23 protein-coding genes are annotated in these 24,609 nt (G+C 68.8%); 10 read left to right on the forward strand and 13 right to left on the reverse strand.

The window, feature by feature from the left end:
- A partial coding sequence (locus tag AB4Z01_RS31165; protein WP_441700180.1) for a S8 family serine peptidase occupies positions 1-415 on the reverse strand: 415 nt, incomplete at its 3' end.
- 189 nt (positions 416-604) lie between these two features.
- Here AB4Z01_RS31165 and thyX point away from each other — a divergent pair.
- Entirely contained in the window at positions 605-1,546 is a 942-nt protein-coding gene (thyX, locus tag AB4Z01_RS31170) for an FAD-dependent thymidylate synthase (RefSeq protein ID WP_441700181.1), read from the forward strand.
- A gap of 4 nt (positions 1,547-1,550) precedes the next feature.
- On the opposite strand, the gene AB4Z01_RS31175 is transcribed toward thyX, so the two are convergent.
- Positions 1,551-2,252 carry a LysM peptidoglycan-binding domain-containing protein gene (locus AB4Z01_RS31175; RefSeq protein ID WP_441700182.1) on the reverse strand — a complete coding sequence of 234 codons (702 nt, stop codon included), beginning with the start codon at positions 2,250-2,252 and terminating at the stop codon, positions 1,551-1,553.
- 206 nt (positions 2,253-2,458) lie between these two features.
- Between AB4Z01_RS31175 and AB4Z01_RS31180 the strand changes: the two genes are divergently transcribed.
- Positions 2,459-6,085, forward strand: coding sequence for a hypothetical protein (locus AB4Z01_RS31180; protein ID WP_441700183.1), 3,627 nt, complete (start codon positions 2,459-2,461; stop codon positions 6,083-6,085).
- An 18-nt stretch (positions 6,086-6,103) separates the two neighbouring features.
- Here AB4Z01_RS31180 and AB4Z01_RS31185 read toward each other — a convergent pair whose 3' ends face one another.
- Both AB4Z01_RS31185 and apbC read right to left on the reverse strand, forming a co-directional pair.
- The gene (locus AB4Z01_RS31185; protein ID WP_441700184.1) at positions 6,104-6,409 is read right to left on the reverse strand and encodes a hypothetical protein; all 306 of its coding nucleotides are present in this window, start codon (positions 6,407-6,409) and stop codon (positions 6,104-6,106) included.
- A 127-nt stretch (positions 6,410-6,536) separates the two neighbouring features.
- Positions 6,537-7,679 carry an iron-sulfur cluster carrier protein ApbC gene (gene apbC, locus AB4Z01_RS31190; RefSeq protein WP_441700185.1) on the reverse strand — a complete coding sequence of 381 codons (1,143 nt, stop codon included), beginning with the start codon at positions 7,677-7,679 and terminating at the stop codon, positions 6,537-6,539.
- A 117-nt stretch (positions 7,680-7,796) separates the two neighbouring features.
- Between apbC and hflK the strand changes: the two genes are divergently transcribed.
- Genes hflK through AB4Z01_RS31205 form a run of 3 tightly spaced genes read left to right on the forward strand, consistent with a single transcriptional unit; the run spans position 7,797 to position 11,558 of the window.
- Positions 7,797-8,933, forward strand: a complete 1,137-nt coding sequence (gene hflK / locus AB4Z01_RS31195) for an FtsH protease activity modulator HflK (RefSeq protein WP_441700186.1) — start codon at positions 7,797-7,799, stop codon at positions 8,931-8,933.
- Position 8,934: 1 nt separating this feature from the next.
- Complete coding sequence (gene hflC / locus AB4Z01_RS31200) at positions 8,935-9,930, forward strand: protease modulator HflC (RefSeq protein WP_441700187.1); 996 nt, start codon at positions 8,935-8,937, stop codon at positions 9,928-9,930.
- Positions 9,931-9,986: 56 nt separating this feature from the next.
- Complete coding sequence (locus AB4Z01_RS31205) at positions 9,987-11,558, forward strand: DegQ family serine endoprotease (RefSeq protein ID WP_441700188.1); 1,572 nt, start codon at positions 9,987-9,989, stop codon at positions 11,556-11,558.
- Positions 11,559-11,751: 193 nt separating this feature from the next.
- On the opposite strand, the gene murJ is transcribed toward AB4Z01_RS31205, so the two are convergent.
- The 3 genes from murJ to AB4Z01_RS31220 all read right to left on the reverse strand — a co-directional run bounded on the left by murJ (position 11,752) and on the right by AB4Z01_RS31220 (position 15,483).
- A complete protein-coding gene (murJ, locus tag AB4Z01_RS31210) occupies positions 11,752-13,290 on the reverse strand; it encodes a murein biosynthesis integral membrane protein MurJ (protein ID WP_441700189.1) in 1,539 nt (512 codons plus the stop codon).
- A 158-nt stretch (positions 13,291-13,448) separates the two neighbouring features.
- The gene (serB, locus tag AB4Z01_RS31215; protein WP_441700190.1) at positions 13,449-14,348 is read right to left on the reverse strand and encodes a phosphoserine phosphatase SerB; all 900 of its coding nucleotides are present in this window, start codon (positions 14,346-14,348) and stop codon (positions 13,449-13,451) included.
- 58 nt (positions 14,349-14,406) lie between these two features.
- Positions 14,407-15,483, reverse strand: coding sequence for a zinc-binding metallopeptidase family protein (locus tag AB4Z01_RS31220; protein ID WP_441700191.1), 1,077 nt, complete (start codon positions 15,481-15,483; stop codon positions 14,407-14,409).
- A gap of 111 nt (positions 15,484-15,594) precedes the next feature.
- Between AB4Z01_RS31220 and miaA the strand changes: the two genes are divergently transcribed.
- The 4 genes from miaA (at position 15,595) to ilvC (ending at position 20,147) form a co-directional block, all read left to right on the forward strand.
- The gene (gene miaA / locus AB4Z01_RS31225) at positions 15,595-16,563 is read left to right on the forward strand and encodes a tRNA (adenosine(37)-N6)-dimethylallyltransferase MiaA (RefSeq protein ID WP_441700192.1); all 969 of its coding nucleotides are present in this window, start codon (positions 15,595-15,597) and stop codon (positions 16,561-16,563) included.
- A 90-nt stretch (positions 16,564-16,653) separates the two neighbouring features.
- Positions 16,654-18,426 (forward strand): acetolactate synthase 3 large subunit, encoded by a 1,773-nt coding sequence (locus AB4Z01_RS31230; protein WP_441700193.1) that lies wholly within the window; start codon positions 16,654-16,656, stop codon positions 18,424-18,426.
- 87 nt (positions 18,427-18,513) lie between these two features.
- Positions 18,514-19,038, forward strand: a complete 525-nt coding sequence (gene ilvN, locus AB4Z01_RS31235; protein WP_138886755.1) for an acetolactate synthase small subunit — start codon at positions 18,514-18,516, stop codon at positions 19,036-19,038.
- Between the two features lie 89 nt (positions 19,039-19,127).
- Positions 19,128-20,147 carry a ketol-acid reductoisomerase gene (gene ilvC, locus AB4Z01_RS31240; protein WP_441700194.1) on the forward strand — a complete coding sequence of 340 codons (1,020 nt, stop codon included), beginning with the start codon at positions 19,128-19,130 and terminating at the stop codon, positions 20,145-20,147.
- Between the two features lie 235 nt (positions 20,148-20,382).
- Here the strand turns inward: ilvC and AB4Z01_RS31245 are convergent, their stop codons facing one another.
- Positions 20,383-21,753 carry an amino acid permease gene (locus AB4Z01_RS31245; protein ID WP_441700195.1) on the reverse strand — a complete coding sequence of 457 codons (1,371 nt, stop codon included), beginning with the start codon at positions 21,751-21,753 and terminating at the stop codon, positions 20,383-20,385.
- Positions 21,754-21,899: 146 nt separating this feature from the next.
- Here AB4Z01_RS31245 and AB4Z01_RS31250 point away from each other — a divergent pair, with 146 nt between their 5' ends.
- Positions 21,900-22,157 carry a hypothetical protein gene (locus AB4Z01_RS31250; RefSeq protein ID WP_441700196.1) on the forward strand — a complete coding sequence of 86 codons (258 nt, stop codon included), beginning with the start codon at positions 21,900-21,902 and terminating at the stop codon, positions 22,155-22,157.
- Between the two features lie 8 nt (positions 22,158-22,165).
- Here the strand turns inward: AB4Z01_RS31250 and AB4Z01_RS31255 are convergent, their stop codons facing one another.
- From AB4Z01_RS31255 to AB4Z01_RS31275, 5 genes are all read right to left on the reverse strand, one after another.
- On the reverse strand, positions 22,166-22,384 hold the full coding sequence (locus AB4Z01_RS31255; protein ID WP_441700197.1) for a hypothetical protein: 219 nt from the start codon (positions 22,382-22,384) through the stop codon (positions 22,166-22,168).
- A gap of 195 nt (positions 22,385-22,579) precedes the next feature.
- Positions 22,580-23,212: a hypothetical protein gene (locus tag AB4Z01_RS31260; protein ID WP_441700198.1), complete on the reverse strand. Its 633-nt coding sequence runs from the start codon at positions 23,210-23,212 to the stop codon at positions 22,580-22,582.
- Positions 23,213-23,294: 82 nt separating this feature from the next.
- Positions 23,295-23,558 carry a hypothetical protein gene (locus AB4Z01_RS31265; RefSeq protein WP_441700199.1) on the reverse strand — a complete coding sequence of 88 codons (264 nt, stop codon included), beginning with the start codon at positions 23,556-23,558 and terminating at the stop codon, positions 23,295-23,297.
- A 13-nt stretch (positions 23,559-23,571) separates the two neighbouring features.
- Complete coding sequence (locus AB4Z01_RS31270; protein ID WP_441700200.1) at positions 23,572-24,237, reverse strand: DedA family protein; 666 nt, start codon at positions 24,235-24,237, stop codon at positions 23,572-23,574.
- A 72-nt stretch (positions 24,238-24,309) separates the two neighbouring features.
- The coding region (locus AB4Z01_RS31275) for a DUF2076 family protein (protein ID WP_441700201.1) at positions 24,310-24,609 on the reverse strand (300 nt) is incomplete at its 5' end.

Genomic DNA, 24,609 nt, shown 5'->3' on the forward strand with positions numbered 1-24,609 from the left:
AGCTGTTGTTGAGCACATCGGCATCGGTCGCCGCATGGTTGCGTGCGTTCGCCGCGGCCGTCGGCAGCGTGTCGAAGAACAGCGGGTCGTAATAGGACAGCAGTGTCGCGCCATAGGCGATGCCGACCACGCCGACGCCATTGCGCTCCGCGGCGATGATGCCGGCGACGGCGGTGCCATGGTTGTCGTCGGCCGACACCGGCGCGCCGCCCGTGCCGCCCGTCGCGGCGTTGAAGCTGTGCGCGGTGTCGAGATTGCCGTTCAGGTCGGGATGGGCGAAGTCGATGCCCTGGTCGTGCACGGCGACGACCACGTCGTTGCCGGTGAACTCGTCCCAAAGATCGCCGAGATTGATGCCCCAGGCGCCGTTGAGATGCCATTGCTGAGCGAAAAGCGGATCGGTCGGATTGGGCATGCCGAATATCCCCGCAATGGAAATGGGAAAAGATGATTCCCAACAGGATAATGAGACTGTTCTGGGATGCAATTGCCTTAAATTTGTGGAGTGTGGCGGCCATGGCCCGCACCGGATTGCACCAGCCCTTGGTCCCGGAACCCGGCGCGGCTACACTATCTGGAAATTCTCTGACAGAAACCTGACGCCATGACGATCACCGCCGACCAGCGCGCGGAGCTGGACCAGATCCGCTCGGCCACCTTCGCCACCCGCCGCGCCACCGTGCCGGCGCTGGAGGAGATCCTGTTCGAGCCGCTGCCCGTGCTCGACCACGGCTTCGTGCGGGTGATCGACTATATGGGCGATGATTCGGCAGTGGTGCAGGCGGCCCGCGTCTCCTACGGCCGCGGCACCAAGAAGGTGTCGGAGGATGAGGGGCTGATCCGCTACCTGATGCGGCACTGGCACACCACGCCGTTCGAGATGTGCGAGATCAAGTACCATGTGAAGCTGCCGATCTTCGTCGCCCGGCAGTGGATCCGGCACCGCACCGCCAATGTGAACGAGTATTCCGCCCGCTATTCGATCCTCGACCGGGAGTTCTACCTGCCGGCGCCGGAGCATCTGGCGGCGCAGTCCAGCAGCAACCGGCAGGGCCGCGACGCGGTGCTGCAGGGTGAGGAGGCGTCGCAGGTGCTCGATCTGCTGCGCGAAGACGCGGAGCGCTGCTGGCGCGACTATGCCTGGATGCTGAACGAGGAGATCGACGGCGCCGAGCCGGTCGACCCGAATCGCCAGGGCCTGGCGCGCGAGCTGGCGCGGATGAACCTGACGCTCAACACCTACACCCAGTGGTACTGGAAGACGGATCTGCACAACCTCATGCATTTCCTGAGGCTGCGGGCCGATCCCCACGCACAGTACGAGATCCGCGCCTATGCCGATGTGATGCTGGACGGGATGGAGCGCTGGGTGCCGCTGACCGCCCAGGCGTTCCGCGACTACCGGATGAACGCGGCCACGATCTCGGCCCCCGGCCTGACCGTGCTGCGCCGGATGCTGGCGGGCGAGGCGGTGGCACAGCCGGACAGTGGCCTCAGCCCGCGCGAATGGCGCGAGCTGATGGCGGTGCTGGACCGCCCGGCCTGACGCCTCAGGTCCCGTCGGTCTTCAGGCCGCGCTCGCGCGCGATCTGGGTGACGTCGGCCTTGATGTCGTCGCCGTTGGTCGGCCAGGTCTGGGTCAGCAGTTGGCTGACCAGCTGCTGCTGCGCAGCCTTGTCGGTGCCCAGCGCGTCGAGGGCGTGGTTGATCACGAAGCTGCGCGCGTGGCCTGAGCCCTCGGCGGCGTAGTCGTAGCCGACCAGGTCGAAGGTGGCCTGGACGAAGTCGTCCTGCGGCACCGAGTTCAGATAAGTCCCGATATCGGCGTCGATCCCGTCCCATTGCTGGACGGCGGTGCCGGAATCGGCGTTCGCGGCGTGGTTGGCGCGGGTCTCGATGCTTTGGGCGAAGGCGTCGCGGCCTTGGGGACCCATGGCCCCGGCGCCCTCGGCGGTGGGCGCGGGCACCGTCACGGCCTCGCCGATCTGGATCAGATCGTCATTCGCGAAATTGTTGTGGGCGGTCATCTCGGACCACGGGGAGCCGACCTGCTCTGCCATCGACCATTGCGAATCGCCCTTCTCGGCGATCAGGAACCGCATGTTCGAGGCCTGGTTCGGGTCGATGCCGTTGCGTTGCATCGCGGCCTGGACCGACGCCTGCCATTGCTGCTGCTGCCCGGTGGGCACATAGGTCGTGACGCCGTTCTCGACCTTGAGCAGACGCCCGTCCTTGTCGACCTCGATCGCCATTGCGGCCTCCATTTTTCCAGCCGGCGGCACCATAAGCGAGGGTCAGCCTCAGAAAGATGACGGTTCGATGAAGATCGCCATCGTTTAAGCTTCGTTGATAAAAATCCTATTTCGAGTGCGGCGTCCTCTTTGTCATACATATGAAATAACGGTGTCACGCAAGTTTCCTAGGCTTCCCGACCGGTCCACGAAGACGGCGGGACGTCATGCTGAAGCCGATCGAGCGCAACCCACGGTCTGCCAACCCGGTCCGGCCCAACCCCGAACCCGACTTCCAGGCGGCGGTGCGCCGGGCTCTGGCGGCTCGGTCTGCGGCCGAGGGGCGCCCGCCGGAATCGCATGGCTACGAGACGGCGGGTCAGGTGCGGCCCGGCGACGCGCTCGAGCGGCTGGTCGGATCCGACGGGGTTCCGAACAACGGCCAGTTCGGCAATCCCAACCTAATCCATCCGGGCGAGATCTATTTCCAGCAGGGGAAGTCGCCGGTCAGCGCACAGACCGAGAGCGCGATCGACGCCGCACTCGCCTATGATCGGCAGAATGGCGCGACCTCGGCGGCGAGCCAGCGCAACTGGGACACGGTGCAGTCGGCGATCGCCGGCGAGCTGCGCCAGACCGTCAAGCTCGACGCCAACGGCCAGCTTCAGCTCACCGCCGACCAGCAGGCGAAGCTGCAGGCGTTGAACAGTTGGGCGGTCGGCACCGACCGGCTGTCGCTGGAGACGAAGGACGCGTTGACCCAGGTCGATGGCGAGGTCCAGCAGAAGTCGCGCAACACGACGCTGGACCAGAGCATCGCGGCGATCCAGAGCGATCTCGACAAGGTCAACCACAAGCTCGACGACCAGGGCTTTGTCCGCAAGGGCTGGGGCTGGATCACGCCGGGCAAGAGCTCGGGCGAGGAGTTCCAGGATTTCCTGGAAGACAAGCTCGACGACCTGAAGCAGCTGAAGGCCAACGACACCGGGCTGCCGCAGCCGCAATACGAGCAGAAGGTGAACGCCGTTCTCGGGAACTTCGACCAGGAGTTCCAGGACCACGCCAAGGCGATGGAGGACAGCGACAAGACCTGGAACACGATCGGCGAGGTCGGCCGGGTGGTCGCGGCGACGACGGTCGGCATCGTCACCACGGCGGCCACCGGCGGCAATGTCGTGGCCGGATTCGCCGCGGGATTCGGCACCTATGAGCTGATCGACGCGGCCGACGATATCAGCGCCRTGGCCCAGGGCAAGGACATGTATGCCGACGGCCACAGCTCGATCATCGGTTTCGGCATGGATGCGGCCGGCTGGGACGGCGCCAAGGGCGACGGCGCCGGCGTCAGCTGGGACCACACCAAGGCGGCGCTGAAGGACACCGCGATCGACGCGGTGTCGTCGATCAGCACCGCCGGGGCGACGACCGCCGGCATGAAGGTCACCGCCGCCGTCGGCACCCGGCTCGGCGCCACCGCGCTGCCGAATCTGGGCGCGCGGATCCTCGCGACATCGGCCGGCGGCACGGCCGGGCAGGTGGTGAACGGCACCGGCCAGCTCGCCTCCGACGCTACAAGGCTGGCCTTCGACAACATGCTGTTCACCGCCGAGGGCGGGCAGCAGATGCTGAATTCAGCCAAGACCCAGGGCATCTACCTGGCGACTGCCCCGGTGACCGGCGCGGTCTCGGGCGCGATCCCGATCCAGCGCGTGGTCAGCCCGGCGGCGACCGGGACCACCCAGGCGACCCAGCAGGCGGCGGGCGACGTCACCCGCCTGTCGCGGCTGGGCGTGACCGCCCAGTTCAGCAACGACGTGGTCAGCAATCTCGGCGGCGCCGAGCTGGTGGCGCAGCTGACCGAAGGCCGCCACATGAACCGGGACGAGGCGATCTCGTCTGTGATGGGGGCGGTGCCGGGCACCGCCCAGAACATCGCCATGCACCCGCAGATGATGCAGCGGGTCGCCGACCGCCGCGACATGCTGCAGACCGATGGCGGCGTGCGGCAGGAGGGCGATGTCCCGAAGCTCTGGGGCTGGCAGAACAAGGGGCCGGAATTCCGCCTCGGCGCCCAGGTCCGGATTCTCGGCAGCGCGGATCCGGCCACGGATGCGGCGGGCGCCCCGCAGCTCGGCCAGCCGACGATGGCGTCCTTCGGCGGGGCGATCAGCACCAAGACCAACTACCGGGCCATCGGGCAGTCCGTCATCGACAGCCTGGTGATGGGGTCGACCAAGCCGCTGCGGCTGACGCTGGGCAAGGAGCTGACGGTATCGCAGCGGCCGCGCGAATACCGCAACGTCACGCTCAAGGAGGCGGGGCTGATGCCGACCTCCAACCAGACGGTGTTCCAGATCAAGGGCTCGACCGTGCTGAAGCAGGGCGAACAGGCCCTGCTCGCCACCGACGCGACCGAGGTGAAGGCCGATTTCCTGCCGACGCTGCAGGGCGTGCGCACGGTCGGCGAGGCGGCCGACGGCAGCGGCACGGTGATGGAGCTGAACTGGGGCGCCATGCTGCCGGACGCGCAGGCCGTCCGGCTCGAGCCGGGCGAGATGGACCTGCTGGGCTCCGTCGCCGGCAAGGACACCGACGCCTTCGTCGAAGTGCCGAACGACATCAGCTTCACCAAGCTGATGGAGGAGCAGAAGGCCGGGCTGCGGCCGCGCGCCTGGACCAACCTGATCCCCGGGCTGAACAAGATCTGGCGCGTCGGCGCCGAGCGGCGGCCGGAGGACAACATCACCGTCACCATCCCGAAGGGCACCAGGCTGTCGCAGCAGGCCTGGGAACAGATGCAGGCCACCTATGAGCGGCTGTCGATGCGGACCCGGATCGTGGTGGACGACGACACCAGGCAGCTTCTCCTGGACTCGGCACCCGACCTCGCGACCATCCAGGGCCTGGTCGGGACCGGGAAGATCGACCCGAATGCGGCGCAGTCCTACGTGCCCGGCCGGGCCAGCGGCATGCGGCTGTCGGCGGTCACCGGCAAGCCGGCGGAGCAGTATGTCGATCTGCTGACCGGCAAGGACTATCAGTGGCACCCCGACGCGGCCAATGCCGACTTCATCTTCAACGACCGCTACCCGACCGGGCGCATCCCCGGCCTGCCGGACAGCCTGCCCAACCCCGACCAGATCCGCGCCAACGCGGCGTACCAGGCCCGGAACACGGTGAACGAGGCGCTGCCGGACGCCGTGTCGGGCCACCTGCCGGGCGTGCTGGGCGGCGATCGCGGCCGCACCCGGCGCGTGCCCGCGGTGCCGTCAGAGGTCAACATGTACCGCCGGCTCGCCGGCCCGATGGCCTCCTTCGTGGCCGAGGCGACGCGCATCACCGGGTCGTTCAAGCTGCCGGCGCTGCGCCTGCCCTTCCTGCCGGGCGCGCTGTCGCTGGAGTTCCGCGGCCAGGTCAAGATCGACCCGCCGGGCAAGTCCAAGCAGACGCCGCGTGGAGTCTCAAAGGCGGTGCAGGACAGCGAGACGGCCGTCCGCACCTACAGCGACGCCGAAGGCTCGCGGCAGCTGGCGGTGCCAGGCTGGCTGGAGTCCTTCCTGAAGTGGTCGGAGCAGGGCCAGGGCGTGCTGTTCCCGGAGGGCGGGGCGCACGGCATGACCCAGTATCTGAAGGATCTCGACGCCCAGGCGACGACGCCGCAGCAGCGCCAGGACATCACCGACTTCCGCCGCGACGTGCTGCCGAAGCTGCAGAACGAGACTCTGACCACGCCGGCCACGGCTCAGGCGATCCGCGACTTCCTGAAAGGCCAGGCCAAGCCGGTCGGCACGTCGACGCCGGCCAATCCGATGCCGCTCTGGAACCAGGGGCGCCAAGCCGGCGGCGCGCCCTGACCGATCACTCCAGGTCGATCATTCCAGATCGATGACGGGCCGGCTGCACAGATTGAGGCTCCAATACTCGGCCTCGGCGCCGTCCTTCTGGCGCACCTTGACGTCGAAATAGCAGCCGCCGCGCAGATCCTCGGTCGGGATCCGGGCCGAGGCTCCCGGCGCCAGCGGTGCCGCGCGCAGCCGGTTGTAACCCCAGGAGCTCTCGAAATCGGGCGAGAGGCGCAGATCCTCGACCGTGCCGCTCCGCCGGTTCTGGATCTCGACCGAATCCGGCAAGGCCTGGGCCCGCGCCGCAACCGTGAGTCCGGTTGCGAGCAAGGCCAAGGCCGCGATCCGGCAGAAGGGTCCCATCACTCTCCCACTCCGAGGGGGCGTCCGGTCGATCCCGGCGCCGTTCGGTTCGGCCTCTTATCGGATCGATTTGTGGCGAGGTGGTGACGTCGTGCCCGGCTCACTCGATCACGATCCGGGGGGCGACGGGGCCGGCACCGGAGCGCAGCTTGGCCCACACCCGCGCGGCGATGCCGCGATAGGCCTCGGAATGCGGGCTGTCCGGCGCCGAGACCACGATCGGCTGCCCGGAATCCGAGGTCTCGCGGATCACGATGTCGAGCGGGATCTCGCCGAGGAAGTCGCAGCCCAGCTTCTCCGCCTCGGCGCGCGCGCCGCCATGGCTGAAGATGTCGGTGCGGTGGCCGCAGTTCGGGCAGCAGAAATAGCTCATGTTCTCGATGATCCCGAGCACCGGGACATCGACCTTGCGGAACATGTTCAGGCCCTTGCGGGCGTCGAGCAGGGCGATGTCCTGCGGCGTCGACACGATCACGGCGCCGGCCAGCGGCACCTGCTGCGCCATGGTCAGCTGGGCGTCGCCGGTCCCCGGCGGCATGTCGACCACCAGCACGTCGAGCGTGCCCCAATTGACGTCGCGCAGCATCTGCGACAGTGCCGACTGCACCATCGGCCCGCGCCAGATCATCGGCGTCTCCTCGTCGATCAGGAAGCCGATCGACATCACCTTCAGCCCGTAATTCTCCTTCGGGTCCAGGCTCTTGCCGTCGGGCGAGTTGGGCTTGCCGGTGATCCCGGTCATCCGCGGCATCGAAGGGCCGTAGATGTCGGCGTCGAGCAGCCCGACCTTGAGGCCGAGGGCCGCCAGGCCGAGAGCGAGGTTGACTGCCGTGGTCGACTTGCCGACGCCGCCCTTGCCCGAGGCGACGGCGATGATCGACCCGATCCCGGCCACCGGCAGCTTGCGGCTTTGTGCCCCACCCGGCGCGGCGGGCCGGGCCTGGGCGGCTTGCGGGGTGGCCGGGGCCGCGGCACCGGAGCCGCGATGAGCGGTCAGGACAGCAGTCACCGACAGCACGCCGGGGATCGCAGCCACCGCCTTCTCCGCCGCCTGGCGCAAGGGTTCCAGGGCCGGGCCGCGCTGCGGATCGACCTCGATCGAGAACAGCACATGGCCGTCGCGCAGGGTCAGGCCGGAGATCATGCCCAGGCCGACCAGATCGCCGCCGCGCTCCTCGTCCCGCACCTTGCCCAGCGCCTCGCGCACCGCGGCCTCGGTCACCGTCGTCCGGCCTGTCGCCATGGTTGAACTTCCTGCCCTTTGTCCAATATGACAGGCTCCACATTTGCTGCCCGTCGCGCCGAGATATAGCATCCGGCGCCCGGGATGACAGGGCGGTCGACGGGGGAAGGGAACTGGATGCCGTGGAGTAATCAAGGCGGTGGGGGTGGCGGCGGCGGCGGCCCCTGGGGCGGATCACCGCAAGGCGGCGGACAGAATCCCTGGGGACGTGGCGGCGGGCCGAGCCAGGCCGACATCGAGGAGATGATCCGCCGCGGCCAGGACCGGTTCCGCCAGGTCATGCCCAAGGGCTTCGGCGGCGGCCGCGGCATCCTGATCGCCATCGTCGTCATCATCATCGGCTGGCTCCTGACCGGCATCTACCGGGTGCAGCCCGATGAGCTGGGCGTGGTCCAGCGATTCGGCGCCTATGTCAGGACCGAGCAGCCCGGCCTGCGCTATCACCTGCCGGCGCCGATCGAGACGGTGACCAAGCCGTCGGTGACGACGCAGAACCGGATCGAGATCGGCTTCAGCAGCGAAGGCCGCGCCGGCAACCGCGACGTGCCGGACGAAAGCCAGATGCTGACCAAGGACGAGAACATCATCGACATCGATTTCATCGTCCTGTGGCGCATCTCCGACCCGGTCGCTTACCTGTTCAACATCAAGAACGCCGACGGCACCGTGAAGGTGGCGGCCGAGAGCGCCATGCGCGAGGTGATCGGCAACACCGAGATCCAGCCGGCGCTGAACGAGGCGCGCGGCCAGATCGAACAATCCGCCCGCCAGCTGCTGCAGGCGACCCTCGACAGCTACGGCACCCCCGGCAGCCGCGGGGCAGGCGTGGTGATCGACCAGGTGCAGCTGCAGAAGGTGGCACCGCCGCAGCAGGTGATCGCCTCCTTCGACGACGTGCAGAGCGCGCGTCAGAACCAGGATCAGCTGCGCAACGACGCCGAGACCTACCGCAACGACGTCGTGCCGCGGGCCCGCGGCCAGGCGGAGCAGGTTGCGCAGCAGGCGGAAGGCTATCGCGAGCAGGTGGTGGCCAGGGCACGCGGCGATGCGGCGCGCTTCACCTCGGTGCTGGCATCCTATCGCCTGGCCCCGGCGATCACGGCCGAGCGCTTCTATCTCGAGACGCTGGAGACCGTGCTGAAGAGCTCGAACAAGATCATGATCGACGACGCCGTCGGCGGGCAGGGGGTGTTGCCCTACCTGCCGCTGAACGAGCTGATGGGTCGCCCCACAACGCAGCCGGGAGCGAAGTGAGATGAACCTCAAGCTCGCTGCCGTCGGCGCCGCCATCGTCGTCATCGGCCTGGTGCTCACCGACTCTCTCTACACTGTCAACCAGAACGAGCAGGCGCTGGTCCTGCAGTTCGGCGAAGTGGTGAAGATCGAATCCGAGCCGGGGCTGAAGTTCAAGCTGCCGGTCGTCCAGAACGTCCAGTTCTACGAGAAGCGCGTGCTCGACGTCGACCCGCCGGTCGAGCAGGTGATCCTGTCCGACCAGCGCCGGCTCGACGTCGGCAGCTATGCCCGCTACCGCATCGCCGACCCGCTGCTGTTCTTCCAGTCGGTGCGCAACGAGACCATCGCGGGCACGCGCATCAACAGCTTCGTCAACAACGCGCTGCGCAACGTGCTGGGCAACTACAACCAGCTCGACGTGCTGTCGGAGCAGCGCGGGCCGATCATGCGGTCGATCCGCGACAGCGTCGAAGCCAACGCCAAGCCGCTGGGCATCGAGATCGTCGACGTCCGCATCGTCCGCGCCGACGTGCCGGAAGGCACGGTGCAGTCGGTCTACGACCGCATGAAGTCGGAGCGCGAGCGTGAGGCGGCGCAGTACCGCGCCCAGGGCCAGGAATATTCGCTGCAGATCAAGTCGCGGGCCGACCGCGACGTGACCGTGCTGCTGGCCGATGCCGAGCGCAAGGCGCAGGAGCTGCGCGGCCAGGGCGACGCGGAGGCGATCAAGGTGCAGGCCGAGGCCTACGGCGCCGATCCGCAGTTCTTCTCCTTCTACCGCAGCCTGCAGGCCTATCAGAACGCGCTGGGGTCGACCGGCACCACCCTGGTGCTGTCGCCGAAGGGCGACTTCTTCAAGTACTTCAACGACGCCACCGGCCGCGGCCTGGTGCCGGCGGTGACCCAGCAGACCCCGTCGGGCGCCGGTCCGGAGTCCTCGGCACCGGCAGCACCGGCTCCGGCTCCCGAGACGCCGGCCCAGCCGGCGCCTGCGGCACCGGCGAGCCCCGGCTGATGCAGGCCCGGATCTCGCCACGATCGGGTGTATGATGATGGACGCCGGCCTCCCGTATGGGGCCGGCGTCGTGCTTTGAGCGAGGGAGAGCGTTCGTGACCAGACCGATTGCCCGCCGCCCGACCGGCCCCGTCGCCGTCGCCCGCGCCGTGGGAGAGACCGCCCTGCTGCGCTGGGCCGCGACGGTGCTGGTTGTGGCGGCGATGCTGATGGCCGCAGCCGCGGCTCGTGCCGCGCCGGCGCCCGACAGCTTCGCCGACCTGGCCGAGAAGCTGGTGCCGGCGGTGGTCAACATCTCGACCACCCAGAAGGTCCAGGACGGCCAGGACCTGCCGGAGATGCCGCAATTCCCGCCGGGATCGCCGTTCGACGAGTTCTTCCGCGACTTCTTCAATCGCCGCGGCCAGGGCGGCGCCGAGCGCCCGCAGCGGCCGCGCAACGCCACGGCGCTCGGCTCCGGCTTCATCGTCCGGGCCAATGGCTTCATCGTCACCAACTACCATGTCATCGAGGGCGCCGAGGAGATCACCGTCGTCCTGCACGACAACACCAGCCTTGTGGCCAAGCTGATCGGTCGCGACGACAAGACCGATCTGGCGGTGTTGAAGGTCGAGACCGACAAGCCGCTGCCCTTCGTCGATTTCGGCGACAGCGACGTGATGCGGGTCGGCGACTGGGTGCTGGCGATCGGCAATCCCTTCGGCCTCGGCGGCACCGTCACTGCCGGCATCATCTCGGCCCGGTCGCGCGAGATCAACGCCGGGCCCTATGACGACTTCCTGCAGACCGATGCGTCCATCAATCGCGGCAACTCCGGCGGCCCGATGTTCAACATGGATGGGAAGGTGATCGGCATCAACACTGCGATCTACTCGCCCTCGGGCGGCTCGGTGGGCATCGGCTTCGCAATTCCGTCGGCGCTGGCCCGCGGCGTGGTCGACCAGATCATCGAGTTCGGCCGCACCAAGCGCGGCTGGCTCGGCGTCCGGATCCAGTCGGTGACGCCGGAGATCGCCGAGAGCCTGGGCCTGCAGAAGCCGGAAGGCGCGCTGGTGGCTGGGGTCACCGAGGGCGGCCCCGCGGCCAAGGCCGGGATCGAGACCGGCGACGTCATCCTGCAGTTCGACGGCAAGCCGATCAGCGAGAGCCGGCGCCTGCCGCGCGTGGTCGCCGACACGCCGGTCGACAAGCAGACCTCGGTCCAGGTCTGGCGCAAGGGCGCCCGCAAGGATCTGCCGGTGACGCTGGGCGAGCTTGAGGCGGCCGAGGAATCCGGCCTCCTGGCCTCGACCACGGACAGCCAGTCCGACGCCAACAAGCCGCAGGAACTCGACACGCTCGGAGTGACGTTGTCGGCACTGACCGACGCGCTGAAGAAGCAGTACTCGCTGGCCGATGACCAGAAGGGCGTGGTGGTCACCGCCGTTACCGGAGGGTCGCCGGCGGCGGAGAAGGGGCTGAAGCCCGGCGACGTGATCGTCGAGGTCGGCCAGACCGAGGTGGCGGCCCCGGACGATGTCGCCAAGAAGGTCACCGAGGCCCGCGAGGGCGGCCGCAAATCGGTGCTGCTGCTGGTCGAGAGCGGTGGCGACCTGCGCTTCGTCGCCCTGCCGGTAGGGCCGGGCTGAGGCTGGGTAAGGCCAGACCAACCTCACCTGTCATGCCCGGGCTTGACCCGGGCATCCAGGGAATGTCGATGCCGCACTGGGTGGCCCCGGGATCGCCGGGTCAAGCCCGGCGATGACAATAAAGGGGCATGATCCGAGAACATGTTGAGGGCGCTGCTCGCTTGGCAGCGCCCTCTTCCTATTGGTGCTGCCCCTATCCCCGCCGGCGCAGCCGCCGCAGATCCTCCATCCGCAACGCGCCGAGCCCGAACAGGGCGGCGAGGTAGATCAGGCCGGCCACCGCCAGCACGCTGAGCACGGTGGCGACCGCCAGCAGGTTGGAGCGGCCGGCGAGGGCGGGCGCGGCCAGCACCAGCAAACCCCACAGCGCCGCCGCCATTACCAGCCCGGCCAGCACCATGCGCGGCAGCCGCCGCCGGGCCGCGGCGTCGAGCTGGAAATGGCCGCGGCGGTGCAGCACCCAGGTCAACAGGATGATGTTCAGCCACACCCCGGCCGAGGTGCCGATGGCGAGGCCGACCTGCGACAGCGAATCCATCAGCGCGATCTTCAGCCCGACATTCAGCGCCACCGTGGCGACCGCGATCTTGACCGGCGTCGCCGTGTCGCCGCGGGCGTAGAATCCGGGCAGCAGGCACCGCACCAGCACCACGGCCGGCAGGCCGAAGGCGTAGGCGGTCAGGGTCAGAGCCGATTGGTGGCTGTCGATGGCGGTGAACCGGCCGCGCTCGAACATCGCCGCCAGGATCGGCTCCGCCGCCACCAGGAAGGCGATGGCGAAGGGCAGGGTGAGGGCCAGAGTCAGCTCGACCGCCCGGTTCTGGCTGGCCAGGGCGCCCTGATGGTCGTCGGCGGCCAGGCGGCGCGTCACCTCCGGCAGCAGCACCGTGCCGACGGCGATGCCGATGACGCCGAGCGGCAGCTGGTTCAGCCGGTCGGCATAGTTCAGGTAGGACTGGGCGCCGGTCGGCAGCGCCTGGGCGATGATGGTGTCGGCGAAGACGCTGATCTGGGCCATGCCGGCGCCCAGCGTCGCCGGCCCCAGCGCCCGGAAGAAGCGGCGTACGCCGGGCGACAGGCGAGGGCGGACCAGGCGCAGCGAGACGCCGGCCCGTCGGATGTCCCATTCCAGGTACAGGAACTGGGCGATGCCGGACAGGAACACACCCCACGCCAAAGCGTGGCCGGCGGTCGGCAGGAACGGCGTCAGCCCCAGCACCGCGCCGATCATGAACAGGTTCAAGAGGATCGGCGCGGCCGCGGCGGCGCCGAACCGGCCCAGCCCGTTCAGCACGCCGCCCTGCAGCGACACCAGCGACATGAACAGCAGATAGGGGAAGGTGATCCGGGTCAGCTCGACCTTCAGCTCGGTCTGCGCCGCCGCGGTGCCGCCCGGCTCCATCACCGAGATCAGCCAGGGCATGGCGGCCAGGGCCGCGACCAGCACGACCAGCAGCACGGCCAGCAGGATCGCCTGCACCTGCTCGGCGAGCGCCAGAGCCTTGGCCCTGCCGTCGCGCTGCAGCGTGGTGGTGAAGGCCGGCAGGAAGGCGATGTTGAAGGCGCCCTCGGCGAACAGCGACCGAAAATGGTTCGGCAGGCGATTGGCCAGGAAGAACGCATCCGCGATCGGCCCGGCCCCCAGCACCGCGGCGATGATCTGGTCGCGGACCAGGCCGAGCACGCGGCTGGCGAGCGTCAGCCCGCCGACGGAGGCGATCTTGCGGTACACGCCTAGGCCGCTTTCAGCATGAGCTGAATCACAACGTGTCATTGCCGGGCTTGACCCGGCAATCCAGAGGATGTCGAAAGCCTCTGGATGCCCGCGTCAAGCCCGGGCATGACAGTGAAAGGATGGAGCTCATCGGGAGCATTTATCCTTGTTGTCGCCTAGCCCGCCACGAACTCCGCCGCGCGGTAGCCCTGCAGGTAGAGGAGGGCGGTCAGGTCGCCATGTGCGATCGAGACTGGCACCGATTCGCGCACCAGCGGCTTGGCCCGGAAGCCGACGCCCAGGCCGGCGGCCTGCAGCATCGGGATGTCGTTGGCGCCGTCGCCGACGGTGATGCTGTCGGCGAGGCTCAGGCCATGCTCCGCCGCCATCTGCTCCAGGAAGACGCGCTTGGCGTCCTTGCCCAGGATCGGTTCGCGCACCCGGCCGGTCAGGCGGCCGTCGGCCTCGATCAGGTGGTTGCCCTCCGACCGGTCGAAGCCGACCGCGGCGGCCACCGGGCGGGTGAAGGCGTCGAAGCCGCCGGAGACCAGGGCGCAATAGGCGCCGTTCGCCCGCATCGTCGCCACCAGGGTGCGGCCGCCGAGGGTGTAGCGCAGATCGGCCAAGGCGCGGTCGATGATCGACCGGGGCTGGCCTTCCAGCAGGGCTACGCGCTCGATCACCGCCTCGCGGAAGGCGATCTCGCCGCGCATCGCCCGCTCGGTGATCGGCACCACCTGGTCGGCGACGCCGGCCAGCGCCGCCAGTTCGTCCAGCGTCTCGGCCTCGACGATGGTGGCGTCCATATCGGCGACCAGCAGGCGCTTGCGGCGCCCCTCGGCCCCCACGACATTGGCGTCGACCGGCTGCCCGGCCAGCGACAGCCGCGCCGCCGCCTGCGCTGCCTTGGCGTCGGCCGCGGTGAAGGCGATGTCGCAGGCGATGCCGGGAGCCAGCCAGTCGACCGCCCCCGGCGACCCGCCGGCGATCGCCAGCGCGTTGCGCACATGGCGGGTCAGGGCATCGTCGAGGGCAGGCTGGTCCGGGGCGGTGGTGAGGGTGAGGACGAGATCCATGGCGCGGCGCATCTCCCAGGGCAGGCGACCGTCTATGCCGCAGCGCCGCCGTCCCTGTCTATGCGCGCTTTGACGGGTCTCGCCCGGATCGATGGATCAGATCGTGGATGTAGCCCATCTTCTCGACCACGCGGGGGCCGATGACGAAGGGGTAAAGGTCCGGCTGGCCCATCGAGCGGTTCAGGCAATTGACCGCATAAGTCAGCGGCAGCCAGGCGTCGATCAGCGTTTGCACGTCGCGGACTCGGTGCGGGTCGAACCGGATCTCGGTCTCCAGCGCCGGGTCGTCGGTGATGCCGGGGCTGACCCCGATGCCGAAGGCGCCGGCGATCTCCAGCGTGTCGACGATGTGCAGGTAATGCGCCCAGGTCTCGGCCCAATCCTCCCAGGGATGCGCCGTGGCATAGGTGCTGACGAAGCCCTGCTGCCACCCGGCCGGGGCGCCCTGGTCGTAATAGGCCTGGAGCGCGGCGCCATAATCCGCCCGCTCGTCGCCGAACAGGGCGCGGAAGCTGTCCACCTCACCGCCATCGCGGACCAGCCGGTCCCAGTAGTAGTGGCCCACCTCGTGCCGGAAATGGCCGAGCAGGGTGCGATAGGGCTCGCCCATCGCATCCCGCGTGGCTTCCCGCGCGGCGTCGTCCGCCTCCTTCAGCGACAGGGTGATCAGGCCGTTGTCGTGCCCGGTCATCACCTTCGGCGCGCCGGCGGCGGGGTCGGACAGGAAGTCGAACATCAGCGGCTCGGGGTCGCCGCTGGCGGCGGTCGGGATCGGCAGGGACAGCTTGATCAGGGAATAGAACAGCCGCCGCTTGGCCTGTTCGATCTTCTGCCAGCGGCGATGATTGTCCGGATCCGACAGGTCGGGGATGATGCGGTTGTGCCGGCAGGCGATGCAGAAAGCCTCCTCACCATCGGCGGGCACCATCCAGTTGCAGGCGTGCTGTTCCCAGTTCGCGCAGAAGCGGTGGCGCGAGCGTGAATTGGCCAACGCGACCCAGACTTGCCCGTCCGGCTCCACCGCGCTCATCGTTCCGAGATCCGGCAGATAGCCAAGCGTCCGGCCGCAGCGCTCGCAGGCGCCGTTCTCGAAGTACAGCACCTGATGGCAGTGCTGGCATTTGAACAGTCGCATCGCGTCTCCTGGGGCGGGCTCCCGGCCTGTCGCCGTGCGAGACATATAGGATCGCGGTCGATATTGTCCCGCGCGTTGCGCCCAGGCGCCGGGTCGAGGTGAAGGATGACGATGGCCGCGCATGCGTCCGATACCCCCGCCGTCATCATCGTCGGCGGGCCGACCGCCAGCGGCAAATCGGCGCTGGCGCTGGATCTGGCGGAGGCGCTGGACGGCGTGGTGATCAATGCCGACAGCATGCAGGTCTATGCCGAGCTGGCGATCCTCACCGCCCGGCCCGGCCCGGCCGACCTGGCGCGGGCGCCACACCGGCTGTACGGCGTACTGCCGGCGGCCACCCGCTGCTCCGCCGCCGCCTGGTGCGACATGGCGCTGGCCGAGATCGGGCTGGCGCAGAAGGTCGGCAAGCGGCCGATCGTGGTCGGCGGCACCGGCCTCTACCTGCGCGCCCTGACCGAGGGGCTGAGCCCGGTCCCGCCGGTGCCGGAGGAGATCCGCCGCGCCACGGTCGAGCTGCACGAGACCCTGGGCGGCGAGGCCTTCCATGCCGAGCTGATGCGCTGGGACCCGAAGATGGCGCAGCGCCTCGCGCCTGGCGACAGCCAGCGGATGATCCGGGCCTGGGAGGTGATGGTCGCGACCAACCGCTCGCTCGCCGACTGGCAACTCGAGGCCGGGTCCGGCCCGCCGCCTGGGATGGTGTTCGACTGGGTCGTGCTGGCGCCGCCGCGCGACGAACTCTACGCCGCCTGCGACGGCCGCTTCCGGGCGATGATCGCGGCCGGTGCGCTGGAGGAGGCGCGGGCGCTGCTGGCGCTGGGACTGGACCCGGAGCTGCCGGCGATGAAGGCGGTCGGGGCGCCGGAGCTGGCGGCGCATCTGCGCGGCGAGATCGACCTCGAGGCCGCGATCGCCCGGGCGCAGCAGGCGACGCGCAACCTGGCCAAGCGCCAGACCACCTGGTTCCGGAACCAGCTGCCGGTCGAAAACGCAAGGGTGCAACGCAGCCATGTCGCTCGCGCGCAATATTCGGAAAAAATTGCAGCTGAAACTTTGCGCTTTCTTCGCATTTCCGGTTGACCTGCCGGAATCGGCCGTCTAGCTTGCCGACCCTCGTTGATCCCCAACGTTGAACGCCGCGGCCCGGAGGGGGCCGCAACAGAGGTTACGATGTCGACAGAAACGCTGACCGGAGCCGAAATCGTCCTGCGTGCCCTTCGGGACCAGGGCGTAGAGGTTATCTTCGGGTATCCGGGCGGGGCTGTCCTTCCGATCTACGACGCGATCTTCAAGCAGAACGCGATCCGCCACATCCTAGTCCGGCATGAACAGGCGGCGGTGCACGCAGCGGAAGGCTACGCCCGCTCGACCGGCAAGGTCGGCGTCGTCCTCGTAACCTCCGGCCCGGGCGCGACCAACGCGGTCACCGGCCTGACCGACGCGCTGATGGATTCGATCCCCATCGTCTGCCTGACCGGGCAGGTGCCGACCCATCTGATCGGCAACGACGCGTTCCAGGAAGCCGACACCACCGGCATCACCCGGCCCTGCACCAAGCACAACTATCTGGTGAAGGACGCCAACAACGTCGCCCGTATCCTGCATGAGGCCTTCTACGTCGCCCGCAGCGGCCGGCCCGGCCCGGTGGTGGTCGACCTGCCGAAGGACGTGCAGTTCGCCGACGGCATCTACACCCCGCCGGAGCATGTCGAGCACCGTACTTACCGGCCGCGGACCGAGCCCGACCCGGCGCTGATCGAGCAGGCGGTCGACCTGATGGCCAAGGCCGAGCGGCCGATCCTGTACACCGGCGGCGGCATCATCAACTCCGGCCCGGACGCGTCCGCGGCGCTGCGCGAGCTGGTCGAGCTGACCGGCTTCCCCTGCACCTCGACCCTGCTGGGCCTGGGCGCCCTGCCGGCGTCGGACCCGCGGTTCCTGGGCATGCTTGGCATGCACGGCACCTACGAGGCCAACCTGGCGATGCACGGCGCCGACCTGATGGTCGCGCTGGGCTCGCGCTTCGACGACCGGGTGACCGGCAAGATCAGCGCGTTCTCGCCGGGGTCGACCAAGATCCATGTCGACATCGACCCGTCCTCGATCAACAAGAACGTCCATGTCGACCTGCCGATCGTCGGTGACGCCGGCCGCGTGATCCGGGGGATGGTCGAGGTGTGGAAGCGCCGCGGCTACAAGCCGCGCGACAAGGCGATCGCCGGCTGGTGGGGCCAGATCCGGCAATGGCAGGCGCGCAACTGCCTGCATTTCAGCCAGGACAAGTCGCATGACGCGGTGATCAAGCCGCAATACGCGATCAAGCGCCTGGCCGAGCTGACCGCCGACCGCGACGACGTCTACATCACCACCGAGGTCGGCCAGCACCAGATGTGGGCGGCGCAGCTGATCCCGTTCCAGAAGCCGAACCGCTGGATGACCTCGGGCGGGCTCGGCACCATGGGCTACGGCCTGCCGGCCGCGGTCGGGGTGCAGATCGCCCATCCCGAGGCGCTGGTCATCGATGTCGGTGGCGAGGCCTCGACGCTGATGAACATCCAGGAGCTGTCGACCATCGCCCAGTACCGGCTGCCGGTGAAGATCTTCATCGTCAACAACTTCTGGATGGGCATGGTGCGGCAGTGGCAGGAGCTGCTGCATGGCGAGCGCTATTCCGAGAGCTATTCCGAGGCGCTGCCCGACTTCGTCAAGCTGGCCGAGGCCTTCGGCCTGACCGGGCTGCGCGCCACCTGCATGGGCGAGGCCGACGACGTGATCCGCGAGATGCTGCGGATCAAGGGGCCGGTGGTCGTCGACATGCAGGTCTCCAAGCTGGAGAACTGCTTCCCGATGATCCCGGGCGGCGCCGCCCATAACGAGATCCTGCTGGGGCCGTCCGACCAGGCCGCCAAGCCGACCTCGGAGGAGGGGATGGTGCTCGTATAAGGCGCGGACGACGCCCTTCGCCGCGGCCGTCCCCTGAGAACTGGGGGATGGCCGCGACTCTCGTCTCGTGACCTTCTTGGAACGACCATGACCCCGCAGACCCAGATCGAAACCCATACCATCGCCGTGCTGGTCGACAACGAGCCGGGCGCGCTGGCCCGCGTCATCGGCCTGTTCTCCGGCCGCGGCTACAACATCGAGAGCCTGACCGTGGCCGAGGTCGACGCGGCGCGGGACCTGTCCCGCATCACCGTCGTCACCTCCGGCACGCCGATGATCATCGAGCAGATCAAGGCCCAGCTGGACCGGCTGGTGCTGGTGCACAGCGTGCACGACCTGACCATGGATGGCCCGGCCGTGGAGCGCGAGCTGGCCCTGGTCAAGGTCCGCGGCGCCGGCGACAAGCGCATCGAGAGCCTGCGCATCGCCGACGTGTTCCGGGCCCGGGCCGTGGATTCGACGACCGAGAGCTTCGTCTTCGAGGTCACCGGCTCGTCCCAGAAGATCGACGCCTTCATCCAGCTGATGATCCCGCTCGGGCTGGTCGATGTCAGCCGGACCGGCGTGGTCGCCATCGCCCGGGGCCCCGAAGGGCTCCTGACCGCCGTCTGAACCCCTTGCTGCCGGTTGCCAGCAGCCGGCGGTTTCCGTCATCTAGAAGAAAGGCCGGGCCGCCCGGCCCTGTGTGAGAGGACAGAGCTATGCGCGTTTATTACGACCGCGACGCGGATGTGAACCTGATCAAGTCGAAGAAGGTGGTGATCGTCGGCTATGGCAGCCAGGGCCATGCCCATGCCGCCAATCTGCGCGACAGCGGCGTCAAGGATGTGCGCATCGCGCTGCGCCCCGAGAGCCCGACCGTGAAGAAGGCCGAGGCCGCCGGTTTCACCGTGATGTCGCCGGCCGAGGCCGCGGCCTGGGGCGACGTGCTGATGATGTGCACGCCGGACGAGCTGCAGGCCGACATCTATGCCCGCGACCTGGCGCCGAACATGAAGGAAGGCGCCGCCATCGCCTTCGCGCACGGCCTGAACGTGCACTTCAACCTGATCGTGCCGCGCAAGGACCTGGACGTGTTCATGGTGGCGCCGAAGGGCCCCGGCCATACCGTGCGCTCCGAGTACCAGAAGGGCGGCGGCGTGCCGTGCCTGATCGCGGTCGACCAGAATTCGACCGGCGCCGCGCTCGACATCGGCCTGTCCTATGCCTCGGCGATCGGCGGCGGCCGCGCCGGCATCATCGAGACCACCTTCAAGGAAGAGTGCGAGACCGACCTGTTCGGCGAGCAGGTGGTGCTGTGCGGCGGCCTGACCGCTCTGATCATGGCCGGCTACGAGACCCTGGTCGAGGCCGGCTACGCGCCGGAGATGGCCTATTTCGAGTGCCTGCACGAGGTCAAGCTGATCGTCGACCTCATGTATGAGGGCGGCATCGCCAACATGCGCTACTCGATCTCCAACACCGCGGAATACGGCGACTACGTCACCGGCCCGCGGATCATCACGTCGGAGACCAAGAAGGAGATGAAGCGGGTGCTGGAGGACATCCAGTCCGGCCGCTTCACCCGCGACTGGATGCTCGAGAACAAGGTCGGCCAGGCCAGCTTCAAGGCCACCCGCCGCCGCCAGGCCGAGCACGACATCGAGAAGGTCGGCGAGAAGCTGCGCGCGATGATGCCGTGGATCGCCAAGAACAAGCTGGTCGACAAGGCCAAGAACTGAACCGGACCTCGGTCCGGAACGAAAGGGCCCCGCGAGGGGCCCTTTCTCTTTGGGAAGAATGCAACCTTCAAGCAAGGTTTGCTTACATTGCCTCTCCCGCCTGGCGGGAGAGGTCGGGCTCGCGTAGCGAGACCGGGTGAGGGTTGGCCCCGGCCTCGACAAAGAGCCCTCACCCGGAGCCGCTTCGCGTCTCCGACCTCTCCCGCAAGCGGGAGAGGCAACGCGCATCCAACTGCTACTCCGCTGCTGCCGGGATGCTGCGCCCGAACACGGCCCGCCGCAGCCCCCAGGCGGTGACCACCACAGCGGCCGAGGCCAGGCTGAGCAGGATCTGCGACCGGGTGTCGGGCTGGAACCACATCGCCACCAGCACCGCGGCCATGCCGGCGATGGTGAGCAGGGTGAGCACCGGGTAGAGCCACATCTTGACCCGCAGCCGCTGCGGCGGCGTGCGCGGCCGCAGCACCAGCTGCGACACGGCGATCATCAGATAGACGAACAGGATGACGGCGCCGGAGGAGTTCAGCAGGAACAGGAACACCGTGTCCGGCGAGACATAGGCGGCGACGACCGAGAGGTAGCCGATCAGGGTCGAGGCCAGGATCGCCCGCGCCGGCACGCCGCCCTTGGTGGTGCGGGTCAGGCCGGCCGGGGCCTCGCGCCGGCCGGCCAGCACGAACAGCATGCGCGAGGCGGTGTAGAGGCCGGAGTTCAGGCAGGACAGCACCGCGGTCAGCACCACGGCGTTCATCAGGTCCGCGGCCCAGGGGATGCCCATCCGCGCGAAGGCGACGACGAAGGGCGATTCCCTCGGCGCCAGGCTGTTCCAGGGCAGGATCACGGTCAGCAGGAACACCGAGCCGATGTAGAAGATCAGGATCCGCACCACGACCGAGCGGGTGGCCTTCACCACCGCGCGCTCCGGGTCCTTGGCCTCGGCCGCGGCGATGGTGGCGATCTCCGCCCCGACCATCGAGAACACCACGACGACGATGCCGGAGAAGATCGCGCCGACCCCGTTCGGCAGGAACCCGGCCGCCGGCGTCAGGTTGGAGAAGTCCATGGCGTGGCCGGGCCACAACCCGAAGACATAGGCGGTGCCGAGCAGCAGGAATACGGCGATGGTCGCCACCTTGATGCCGGCGAACCAGTATTCGAACTCGCCGAAGGAGCGGACCGAATAGAGGTTGGTCGCGGTCATCAGCAGCAGCAGGCCCAGCGACGCCGCCCATAGCGGCACGTCGGGCAGCCATTTCTGCAGCAGGCCGGCGCCGGCCACCGCCTCGAACCCGACCACGATCACCCAGAAGTACCAATACAGCCAGGCCACGGTGAAGCCGGCCCAGTCGCCCAGCGCCAGCCGGGCATAATCGGAGAAGGAGCCGGTGGAGGGGTTGGCCGCCGCCATCTCGCCCAGCATGCGCATCACCATGATGATCAGCACGCCGGTGACGGCATAGGTCAGGAAGGCGCCCGGGCCGACCGTGCCGATGATCGAGCTGGAGCCGACGAACAGGCCGGCGCCGATGACGCCGCCGATCGCGATCATGCTGAGGTGGCGCTGCTGCAGGCCCTGATGGAGCCCGCCCTCCGGTGCTGCGGCCATGGTTCGATCTTCTTCTTGTGGATCCGATGCGAGCCCTCCTAGCCTGATTTCACCGACCGAACACGCGATTTTGTCGGTAATGAGGCGTTCTGGCCGATATGCGACACTGATTGTAGGATTTCCGGCCGCGCTCTGGAGAGATGAAGATGTCGAGCACTAGCGATGAGGATGTGGCCCATCTCGCCCGGCTGGTGGGGCTGGCCAGATCCGACCCGGACAATATCCGGCTGCTGTCGCCCCGCGACGCCTGCGCCGTGGCGCTGCTGCTGAACCGCCTCGACCTGCTGCCGGAGGCGCAGCGCCATCCGCTGGCGGCGCTGGAGCTACTGGGTCCGGCCGGCCGTGAGATGGTGCTCGACCTCTATCACCGCCGCGCCGGCTCCGACGCCTCGCAGGACGCCTAGGCGGCGGATCAGCCGGGGGTGGAGGCGGACGGCGCCAGCAGCAGGATGGCGCCGACGACGATCAGCGCCAGGCCCGGCCAGTTCGCCTTCAACCCGAAGCCGCGCAGGCTGAAGGACCGCTTCTCGCGATTGAAGCGGCCGATCCAGATGGCCTGAAAGGCCGAATAGACCAGCCCGGCGATGACCAGGAGCGCGCCGATCAGGGGCAGTAGAGCAGTCGATGTCATGCGACCTCCAACGGTGAACCGCCCGGCGGAAAGGGGGCGGTGTCGGACAGATCGACCACAGATCAACGGCACCGGGCCTGCCGGGGTTCCTGTCCGCGGCCGCAAGCGCCTGCGGCCTCTCCCGCGGCGCGGGAAAGGCAAAATGATCCGGTTTTCGTAGGTTGGGTTCGCGAAGGCGCGAACCCAACCTACGCGTCACCCCGTGTCCGGCGGCTTGCGGCGTCCGGGAGCAGCGGGGCGAGGCTCGGGCGGATCCTCCGGATCGTCGTCCTCGCCGTCCTCCGGCGGTATGAAGCCGTAATGCTCCATGGCCTCGTCGGCCATCTCCAGCCAGCGCTCCACCTCCGGCGGGAAGCCCCAGCGCCGGCACAGGGCCGCCACCGCGACCTCCGGCCGGCTGGCYGCGATCARCTCGGCCACCTCCGGCCGCTCCACCCGCTCGCAGACCTCGGCGACGCGGCGGTCGACCTCCTCGTCGTCCTCCGACACCTCGTAGGCGGCGGCCAGCATCGCCAGCTTYACCCGCAGGTCGTGCCAGTCCTCCTGSGCCGATTCGCGCTTCGCCGCGGCCTTGCGCCGCTCGTCGCGATGATTGGCGAACTTGTCCTCCAGCAGCAGGGTCTGCCGCAGCGACTTGGCGACCACGGCGATCCGCTTGCAATAATCGGCACCGGGCTGCGGCGCCTCSACCGCCTCKGTGCGGGTGGCCTCCATGATCTCCATCTGGATCTCGGCCGCCCGGGCGAGCATGCGCAGATGCCGCGCCGCCCGCTCCTCCTGGGGAGTGGCCGGGGCTTCCGACATCCGATCGGTCTGCGCCTTGTCCATGGAACATAGCATGAACGCAGTTGCCGATTAATACAATTGCACAATGTGTTAACTGCCGTCCTGTGCCGGACGGTCCGCCGTCTCAGCCGGCGCGGAACAGGCCCAGGCGCTGCAGCAGCCGGCCGATGCCGCGGCCTGCCCGCTCGGCGACGCTGGCCGGGCGCGGAGCCTCGCGGGTCGGCTCCGCCGCCCGGGGGCGGTCGGTCTCCGACTCCTCGCCGCCGAAGGCGGCGCGCGCCTGCTCCAGCAGCATCGGGATCGACCGTGCCTGGCGCAGCAGCATCGGCAGGAACAGCAGCGCGACYACCGCGCCGATGATCAGGAGCTTCACACCGCTCAGGCCCATGATGGCTGCCTCCTCAGGCCTGCTCGCCGGCGGCCCGGTTCCGGCGGATGCGGACCGGGACGGCGCGGCGGGAGGCGAGCTTGGCGAAGACCGCCAGGGTCAGGGCGCCGGCCAGCAGCGGGCCGCCGGTCAAGACGATCCATTGGGTCTCGCCGATGCCCTCCAGCTCGCCGACGCCCTGCGCCACCAGCCAGCCGGGCGCCAGCATGGCGGGAACCCAGACGATCGCCGACAGCACATTGGCGATCTGGAAGCGGGCCGGGCGCATGCGCATGATCCCGGCGATCAGCGGCACCACGGCGCGTAGCGGCCCGAGGAAGCGGCCGAGGAAGATCGAAGCGGTGCCCCAGCGGCGGAAGAACAGCCGGCCGCGGGCGATCATCGCGCGGTCGCGCGAGAACGGCCAGACATTGCGGGCATTCGGCCCCAGCTTCTGCCCCAGCCAGTAGGAGACGGCGTCGCCCAGCACGGCGCCCGCGATCGACCACAGGATCACCGGGACGGGATGCAGCAGGCCGCCGCCGACCAGGGCGCCGGTCGCCAGCATCAGGGCGGTGCAGGGGACGAACAGGCCGACCACGGCCATGGATTCGCCGAAGGCCAGCAGGAACAGGATCGGTCCCGCCCAGGCCTGGTTGTCGGCGATGAACTGCGTGACCTGGGCAACAAAGCTTTCCACGATGCGTCCGATCGGCTCACGTCAAAAAGGGGAGGGCCCGGAGGCGTCGCACCTCCGGGCCCCATACTACTCTCAGAGCTCGTCGCCGCCCATATCGAACCCGGCGTCGGACGCCAGGTCGCCGGCGGTGTCCTCCGCCGCCTGGCCGAGGTCCCCGGCCGCCTGGGCCACGTCGGGGGTGAAGGCGTCCATCAGCAGGTTGCCGAGGACGACGCCGCCGGCCACGCCCATCGCGGTCTGCATGGCGCCGGCCATGAAGCCGCCACCGCCGCCGGGCCGGCCGTAGCCCTGCTGGGCGCCGTAGCCGCCCCGCTGGGCGCCATAGCCAGGCTGCGCTCCGTAGCCGGGCTGGGCCTGCTGCCGGCCCCAGGG

This window comes from Inquilinus sp. YAF38 (genome assembly GCF_052113205.1).
GTDB lineage: Bacteria > Pseudomonadota > Alphaproteobacteria > DSM-16000 > Inquilinaceae > Inquilinus.

Excerpts from the sequence above, each read along its gene's own strand:
- thyX (WP_441700181.1), top strand. The coding sequence starts at position 605 with ATGACGATCACCGCCGACCAGCGCGCGGAGCTGGACCAGATCCGCTCG.
- AB4Z01_RS31175 (WP_441700182.1), bottom strand. The coding sequence starts at position 2,252 with ATGGCGATCGAGGTCGACAAGGACGGGCGTCTGCTCAAGGTCGAGAAC.
- apbC (WP_441700185.1), bottom strand. The coding sequence starts at position 7,679 with ATGGCGACAGGCCGGACGACGGTGACCGAGGCCGCGGTGCGCGAGGCG.
- hflK (WP_441700186.1), top strand. The coding sequence starts at position 7,797 with ATGCCGTGGAGTAATCAAGGCGGTGGGGGTGGCGGCGGCGGCGGCCCC.
- hflC (WP_441700187.1), top strand. The coding sequence starts at position 8,935 with ATGAACCTCAAGCTCGCTGCCGTCGGCGCCGCCATCGTCGTCATCGGC.
- AB4Z01_RS31205 (WP_441700188.1), top strand. The coding sequence starts at position 9,987 with ATGGGGCCGGCGTCGTGCTTTGAGCGAGGGAGAGCGTTCGTGACCAGA.
- serB (WP_441700190.1), bottom strand. The coding sequence starts at position 14,348 with ATGGATCTCGTCCTCACCCTCACCACCGCCCCGGACCAGCCTGCCCTC.
- AB4Z01_RS31220 (WP_441700191.1), bottom strand. The coding sequence starts at position 15,483 with ATGCGACTGTTCAAATGCCAGCACTGCCATCAGGTGCTGTACTTCGAG.
- miaA (WP_441700192.1), top strand. The coding sequence starts at position 15,595 with ATGGCCGCGCATGCGTCCGATACCCCCGCCGTCATCATCGTCGGCGGG.
- AB4Z01_RS31230 (WP_441700193.1), top strand. The coding sequence starts at position 16,654 with ATGTCGACAGAAACGCTGACCGGAGCCGAAATCGTCCTGCGTGCCCTT.
- ilvN (WP_138886755.1), top strand. The coding sequence starts at position 18,514 with ATGACCCCGCAGACCCAGATCGAAACCCATACCATCGCCGTGCTGGTC.
- ilvC (WP_441700194.1), top strand. The coding sequence starts at position 19,128 with ATGCGCGTTTATTACGACCGCGACGCGGATGTGAACCTGATCAAGTCG.
- AB4Z01_RS31245 (WP_441700195.1), bottom strand. The coding sequence starts at position 21,753 with ATGGCCGCAGCACCGGAGGGCGGGCTCCATCAGGGCCTGCAGCAGCGC.
- AB4Z01_RS31250 (WP_441700196.1), top strand. The coding sequence starts at position 21,900 with ATGTCGAGCACTAGCGATGAGGATGTGGCCCATCTCGCCCGGCTGGTG.
- AB4Z01_RS31255 (WP_441700197.1), bottom strand. The coding sequence starts at position 22,384 with ATGACATCGACTGCTCTACTGCCCCTGATCGGCGCGCTCCTGGTCATC.